Source organism: Falsiroseomonas sp. (assembly GCF_030695085.1).
Classification (GTDB): domain Bacteria; phylum Pseudomonadota; class Alphaproteobacteria; order Acetobacterales; family Acetobacteraceae; genus Falsiroseomonas.
The window spans coordinates 1-7,851 of record NZ_JAUYTS010000190.1; the positions used below are offsets into that span (position 1 = coordinate 1).

Annotated in this window: 4 protein-coding genes; all 4 read left to right on the forward strand. The window is 65.5% G+C overall.

Annotation, left to right across the window (positions count from 1 at the left end; genetic code table 11):
- A partial coding sequence (gene rpoB / locus Q8S40_RS20450; protein ID WP_305671879.1) for a DNA-directed RNA polymerase subunit beta occupies positions 1 to 2,451 on the forward strand: 2,451 nt, incomplete at its 5' end.
- 100 nt (positions 2,452 to 2,551) lie between these two features.
- Positions 2,552 to 6,727, forward strand: coding sequence for a DNA-directed RNA polymerase subunit beta' (rpoC, locus tag Q8S40_RS20455; RefSeq protein ID WP_304811726.1), 4,176 nt, complete (start codon positions 2,552 to 2,554; stop codon positions 6,725 to 6,727).
- 278 nt (positions 6,728 to 7,005) lie between these two features.
- A complete protein-coding gene (rpsL, locus tag Q8S40_RS20460; protein WP_168034994.1) occupies positions 7,006 to 7,377 on the forward strand; it encodes a 30S ribosomal protein S12 in 372 nt (123 codons plus the stop codon).
- An 11-nt stretch (positions 7,378 to 7,388) separates the two neighbouring features.
- The coding region (rpsG, locus tag Q8S40_RS20465) for a 30S ribosomal protein S7 (RefSeq protein WP_305671880.1) at positions 7,389 to 7,851 on the forward strand (463 nt) is incomplete at its 3' end.

The following is a 7,851-nucleotide window of genomic DNA, read 5'->3' on the forward strand; positions in this document are numbered from 1 at the left end:
GAGCGCGCCGGCTTCGAGGTGCGCGACGTGCACCCGACGCATTACGGCCGCATCTGCCCGATCGAGACGCCGGAAGGCCCGAATATCGGACTGATCAACTCGCTCGCGACCTTTGCCAAGGTGAACAAGTACGGCTTCATCGAGACGCCCTACCGCCTGGTGAAGGAAGGCAAGGTCACCGGCGCGCCACGCTACCTCTCCGCGATGGAGGAGGAGCGTCTGGTCGTCGCCCAGGCGGATGCGGAACTGGATGAGGACGGCAACTTCAAGGCGGAGCTGGTCTCCGTGCGCGATGGCGGCGACTTCCGGCTGGTGAAGCCGGAGGAAGTGACGGCGATCGACGTCTCGCCGAAGCAGCTGGTTTCCGTCGCCGCGGCGCTGATCCCGTTCCTCGAGAACGACGACGCGAACCGCGCGCTGATGGGCTCCAACATGATGCGCCAGGCGGTGCCGCTGATCCAGGCGGACGCCCCGCTGGTCGGCACCGGCATGGAAGCGGCGGTGGCCCGCGACAGTGGTGCTACGATCGTGGCGAAGCGCGATGGCGTGGTGGACAGCATCGACGGCGCGCGCATCGTAGTGCGGGCGACGGGCGATGACGGCACGACGCGCGGCGTCGATATCTACCGGCTGCGCAAGTTCATGCGTTCCAACCAGTCCACCTGCATCAACCAGCGCCCGCTGGTGAAGGTGGGCGACCGCTGCAACGCCGGCGACATCATCGCCGACGGCCCGTCCACCGAATTCGGTGAGCTGGCGCTGGGCCGCAATGCCCTGGTCGCCTTCATGCCGTGGAATGGCTACAACTTCGAAGACAGCATCCTGATCAGCGAGCGCATCGCGCGCGACGACGTCTTCACCTCGATCCATATCGACGAGTTCGAGGTGAACGCCCGCGATACCAAGCTGGGCCAGGAGGAAATCACCCGCGACATTCCGAATGTGGGTGAAGAAGCGCTGCGCAACCTCGACGAGGCCGGCATCGTCTATATCGGTGCGGAAGTGCAGCCGGGCGACATCCTGGTCGGCAAGGTGACGCCGAAGGGCGAGAGCCCGATGACACCTGAGGAAAAACTGCTCCGCGCCATTTTCGGCGAGAAGGCTTCCGATGTGCGCGACACCTCGCTGCGGCTGCCGCCGGGCGTGGCCGGCACCATCGTCGATGTCCGCGTGTTCAGCCGCCGCGGCGTCGACAAGGACGAGCGCGCCATGGCGATCGAGCGCGCCGAGATCGAGCGCCTGGCGAAGGACCGTGACGACGAGAAGGCGATCCAGGAGCGCAGCTTCCACTCGCGGCTGCGCGAGCGGCTGCTGAACCGCAAGGCATCCGGTGGCTTCCGCGGCGTGAAGGCCGGGACGGAGATCACCGACGAGGTGCTGGAGCAGTTCGCCAAGCAGACCTGGCGCCAGATCGGCGTGCAGGACGATGCGGCGATGGCCGAGATCGAGGGCATCAAGCGCGAGTTCGACGCGGCGGTCGAGCGCTTGCAGAAGCGCTTCGAGAGCAAGGTCGACAAGCTGCAGCGCGGCGACGAACTGCCGCCCGGCGTGATGAAGATGGTCAAGGTGTTCGTCGCGGTGAAGCGCAAGCTGCAGCCGGGCGACAAGATGGCCGGCCGTCACGGCAACAAGGGCGTCGTATCTCGTGTGGTTCCGATCGAGGACATGCCGTTCCTGGAGAACGGCCAGCCGGTCGACCTGGTGCTGAACCCGCTGGGCGTGCCGTCGCGCATGAATGTCGGGCAGATCCTCGAGACCCATCTGGGCTGGGCCTGCGCCAATATCGGCCGCCAGATCGGCGACCTGGTCGAGGAGTATCGCCGCGGCGGTGCGATGCGCGAGGAGCTGATCACCAAGCTGCGCGAGGCCTATCCGGACGAGACGATCAAGAACGAGATCGATCCGATGGATGACGACCAGCTGATCGAGCTCTGCGAGAACCTGAAGAAGGGCGTCGCCATTGCGACGCCGGTCTTCGACGGTGCGCGCATGGCGGACATCGAGGGCATGCTGACCAAGGCGGGCCTCGACAAGTCCGGCCAGTCCTGGCTGACGGATGGCCGTTCGGGCGAGCGCTTCGAGCGCAAGGTCACGGTCGGCTACATCTACATGCTGAAGCTGCACCACCTGGTGGACGACAAGATCCACGCGCGTTCCATCGGCCCGTACTCGCTGGTCACCCAGCAGCCGCTGGGCGGCAAGGCGCAGTTCGGTGGACAGCGCTTCGGCGAAATGGAGGTCTGGGCGCTCGAGGCCTATGGCGCCGCCTACACGCTGCAGGAAATGCTGACGGTGAAGTCGGACGACGTCTCGGGCCGCACCAAGGTCTATGAGGCCATCGTGCGCGACCAGGACAATTTCGAAGCCGGCGTTCCGGAATCCTTCAACGTGCTGGTGAAGGAACTGAAGTCGCTCGGCCTGAATGTCGACCTCGAGAACCGTCCGACCTGATCGGCTGTTCTGACTCCCCCGCGCCGGTTTCGGCTGGCGCGGGTCTCTCCCTTTTCGTGGCGCGAGGCCTCGGGCTGACGCGCCGGACGGAGTGGACCAAATGAACGAACTGATGAAGATCCTGGGCCAGACCGGCCAGCAGATGACCTTCGATCAGATCCGCATCTCGATCGCCTCACCGGAGCAGATCCGCTCCTGGTCCTATGGTGAGATCAAGAAGCCGGAGACGATCAACTACCGTACCTTCAAGCCGGAGCGTGACGGCCTGTTCTGCGCGCGCATCTTCGGGCCGATCAAGGACTACGAGTGCCTGTGCGGCAAGTACAAGCGCATGAAGTTCCGCGGCATCATCTGCGAGAAGTGCGGCGTGGAGGTGACGCTGGCCAAGGTGCGCCGTGAGCGCATGGGCCATATCGAGCTGGCCAGCCCGGTCGCGCATATCTGGTTCATGAAGTCCCTGCCTTCGCGCGTCGGCCTGATGGTCGACATGTCGCTGAAGGAGCTGGAGAAGGTCCTGTACTTCGAATCCTATGTGGTTCTGGAGCCGGGCCTGACCGACCTCAAGCTGCACCAGCTGCTGACCGAGGACCAGTTCCAGAACAAGCAGGACGAGTTCGGCGAGGACGCCTTCAGCGTCGGCATCGGCGCGGAAGCGGTGAAGCAGATGCTCGCCGCCATCGACCTGCAGAAGGAAGCCGCCCAGCTTCGTGCCGACCTCAAGGAGACGACGTCCGAGGCCAAGCGCAAGAAGCTGGTGAAGCGCCTGAAGATGCTGGAGAGCTTCGGAGAGGGCGGTGCCCGTCCGGAGTGGATGATCCTCGACGTCGTCCCGGTGATCCCGCCCGAGCTGCGCCCGCTGGTGCCGCTGGATGGTGGCCGCTTCGCGACCTCCGACCTGAACGACCTGTATCGCCGCGTCATCAACCGCAACAACCGCCTGAAGCGGCTGATCGAGTTGCGCGCGCCGGACATCATCGTGCGCAACGAGAAGCGCATGCTGCAGGAGGCCGTGGACGCGCTGTTTGACAATGGCCGCCGCGGCCGCGCCATCACGGGTGCGAACAAGCGCCCACTGAAGTCGCTGTCCGACATGCTGAAGGGCAAGCAGGGCCGCTTCCGGCAGAACCTGCTCGGCAAGCGCGTCGACTATTCCGGCCGTTCGGTCATCGTGGTGGGTCCGGAGCTGAAGCTGCACCAGTGCGGCCTGCCGAAGAAGATGGCGCTGGAGCTGTTCAAGCCGTTCATCTACTCGAAGCTCGAGAAGTACGGCCACGCCACCACCATCAAGGCCGCCAAGCGGATGGTGGAGAAGGAGCGTCCCGAGGTGTGGGACATCCTCGAGGAGGTGATCCGCGAGCACCCGGTGTTGCTGAACCGCGCGCCGACGCTGCACCGACTGGGCATCCAGGCCTTCGAGCCGACGCTGGTCGAGGGCAAGGCGATCCAGCTGCACCCGCTGGTCTGCACCGCCTTCAACGCGGATTTCGACGGCGACCAGATGGCGGTGCATGTGCCGCTGTCCCTGGAAGCGCAGCTCGAAGCCCGCGTGCTGATGATGTCCACCAACAACATCCTCAGCCCGGCGAATGGCAAGCCGATCATCGTGCCGTCGCAGGACATCGTGCTGGGCCTGTATTACCTCTCGCTCGAGACGCCCGAGTTCAAGGTGGCGGAGGAGCAGAAGGCGCCGGCCTATGCCTCGATCGGTGAGATCGAGCAGGCGCTGGCGGCTGGCGTGATCAACCTGCACAGCAAGATCCGCGCGCGCCGCAAGGCCGCCGACAAGGACGGCAATATCGTCACCGAGCGTGCGGTGACGACGGCCGGGCGTATGTTCATGGGTGCGCTGCTGCCGCTGCACCCGGCCGTGCCCTTCAGCCTGATCAACCGCCAGCTGACCAAGAAGTCGATCTCGGACGTCATGGACGCGGTGTATCGTCACTGTGGCCAGAAGGAGTCGGTGATCTTCGCCGACCGCCTGATGGGTCTCGGCTTCAAGCACGCCGCGATGGCCGGCATTTCCTTCGGCAAGGATGACATGGTCATCCCCGAGACGAAGGACGCCATGATCAACGGCACCAAGGATCAGGTGAAGGAGTTCGAGCAGCAGTATCTTGACGGCCTGATCACTGCCGGCGAGCGCTACAACAAGGTGGTCGACGCCTGGTCGCGATGCACCGAGGAAGTGGCGCAGGCGATGATGAAGGAGATCATGAAGCAGGAGATCGGCAAGCCCGCCAACTCCGTGTGGATGATGTCCCACTCCGGTGCGCGTGGCTCGCCGGCGCAGATGCGCCAGCTGGCCGGCATGCGCGGCCTGATGGCCAAGCCCTCGGGCGAGATCATCGAGCAGCCGATCATCTCCAACTTCAAGGAAGGCCTGACCGTGCTGGAGTACTTCAACTCCACCCACGGCGCCCGCAAGGGCCTGGCCGACACCGCCCTGAAGACGGCGAATTCCGGCTACCTGACCCGCCGCCTGGTGGACGTGGCGCAGGACTGCATCATCGTCGAGGATGATTGCGGCACCGAGCGCGGCATCACCGTGCGGGCCGTGATGGATGGCGGCGAGACCGTTTCCTCCCTGTCCGAGCGCATCCTGGGCCGGACGACGCAGGAGAATGTCATCGACCCGGCCGATGGCCAGGTGCTGGTAAAGATCGGCACGCTGGTCGAGGAGCCGGAGGCCGAGCTCATCGAGAAGGCCGGCGTGGAGGCGGTGAAGATCCGCTCCGTGCTGACCTGTGATGCACGGGTTGGCGTCTGCGCCATGTGCTACGGGCGCGACCTCGCGCGCGGTACGCCGGTGAACACCGGTGAAGCCGTGGGCGTGATCGCGGCGCAGTCGATCGGCGAGCCGGGCACCCAGCTCACCATGCGTACCTTCCACATCGGTGGCGCGGCGCAGCGCGGCGCGGAAACCTCCGCGGTAGAGGCGATTGCCGATGGCACGGTGAAGTTCCTGAACCGCCAGGTCGTCATCAACAGCTCCAACGCCACGATCGTCATGAGCCGCAACTGCGAGGCGGTGCTGTATGACGTGAACGGGCGCGAGCGCGGCCGCAACCGCGTACCCTACGGCGCGCGGCTGCTGCTGGAGGAGGGTGAGACCGTCACGCGCGGCCAGAAGCTGGCCGAGTGGGACCCCTTCACCCTGCCGATCATCACGGAGCGCCAGGGCAAGGTCGAATTTGCCGACATGCTCGAGAACATCACCTTGATGGACCGCACCGACGAGGTGACGGGCCTCAGCTTCAAGGAGGTGGTCGAGTACAAGTCGACCGGCCGTGGCGCCGATCTGCGCCCGCGCCTGATCCTGCGCGATGTGCGGGGCGAGGTGGTGAAGCGCGAGAATGGTTCGGAGGCGATCACCTTCCTGCCGCCGGGCTCGATTCTCTCGATCGAGAACGGCAAGGAAGTGGCCGCCGGCGACGTGATTGCCCGTATGCCGCGCGAATCCTCCAAGACCCGCGACATCACCGGCGGTCTGCCGCGGGTGGCGGAGCTGTTCGAGGCGCGGCGCCCGAAGGACGCGGCGATCATCGCCGATGTCGATGGGCGAGTGGAATTCGGCAAGGACTACAAGGCCAAGCGGCGCATCCTGGTGGTGCCGGAGCAGGTGGGTGACGAGCCCTCCACGCCCCGGGAATACCTGGTGCCGAAGGGCAAGCATGTGTCCGTGCAGGAAGGCGACTATGTGAAGGCCGGTGACCCGCTGGTGGACGGCCCGCGCGTGCCGCATGACATTCTGCGAGTGCTGGGCGTTGAAGCCCTGGCCAACTACCTCGTGAATGAAGTGCAGGACGTGTACCGACTGCAGGGCGTGAAGATCAACGATAAGCACATCGAAGTCATCGTCCGGCAGATGCTGCAGAAGGTCGAGATCCTGGATCCGGGTGACACGACCTATCTGGTGGGCGAGACGGTCGAGCGAATCGAGTTCGAGATCGAGAACGAGAAGCGCCTGGCCGCCAAGGAACGTCCTGCGCGCGCTGAGCCGGTGCTGCAGGGCATCACCAAGGCATCGCTGCAGACCACCTCCTTCATCTCCGCAGCCTCCTTCCAGGAGACGACGCGGGTGCTGACGGAGGCGGCGACGGCGGGCAAGGTGGATAACCTGATGGGTCTGAAGGAAAACGTGATCGTCGGGCGCCTGATCCCGGCCGGCACGGGGTCCGTCATGAACAAGCTGCGCGCCGTGGCGGCGCAGCGTGACCGGGGGCGCCTGCCGGTCGCCCCGACCCCGCTGGCCGGGCCTGCCCGGGCGGCGGAATAGCAGGCGGATGGTGCCCCTTCACCGTGTTGGGGCACCACTTCGCTTGACTCAACCAAGGGCGCCGGATATTAGGCGCGACCTTGGTCGGAGATGGCGCAGTCTGCGCTGACACGGCCAGGCTGATATTGGTCTCCAGCGACGCGCTTCCGGCACCGCTCTCCTCATGGAGAGCCTAGACCGGGGGTCGGACAGGTGCCCGCAGGGAATGCCACTTGGCATTTCACGCGGGCCGTCCTGTTTGCGGCGCAGGGGGGACGAGACGAGCACGAAGGGGCGTCATGCCGACGATCAACCAGCTCATCGCCCAGGGGCGTGAGCCTATCGCGAAGCGGAACAAGGTTCCGGCCCTGCAGGGCAGCCCGCAGAAGCGGGGCGTCTGCACGCGCGTCTACACGACCACACCGAAGAAGCCGAACTCGGCGCTTCGTAAGGTCGCCAAGGTGCGTCTGACGAATGGCTACGAGGTGGTGAGCTACATCCCCGGCGAGGGCCACAACCTGCAGGAGCACTCTGTTGTGCTGATCCGCGGTGGTCGCGTGAAGGACCTTCCGGGCGTCCGCTACCACATCCTGCGCGGCGTGCTCGACACGCAGGGCATCGCGAAGCGTCGTCAGCGCCGGTCGCTGTACGGCGCGAAGCGTCCGAAGTGAGGAACTGAGAGATGTCGCGCCGCCATAGCGCCACCAAGCGCGAAGTCCTGCCGGACCCCAAGTTCGGTGACCTCGTGCTGTCCCGTTTCATGAACGTGCTGATGTACGACGGCAAGAAGAGCACCGCCGAGGGCATCGTCTATGCCGCGATGGACACTCTGCGCCGCCGTGGCGGTGCGAATGCCGACCCGCTGGGCGTGTTCCACCAGGCGATGGACAATGTGAAGCCGGCCGTTGAGGTCCGCTCGCGTCGCGTCGGTGGTGCGACCTACCAGGTCCCCGTCGAGGTCCGGCCGGAGCGCCGCCAGGCATTGGCGATCCGCTGGCTCATCGACAGCGCCCGCAAGCGCGGCGAGCACACGATGGAAGACCGCCTGTCCGCGGAGCTGATGGATGCCGCGAACAACCGTGGCTCTGCCGTCAAGAAGCGCGAAGACACGCACCGTATGGCCGAAGCCAACAAGGCTTTCAGCC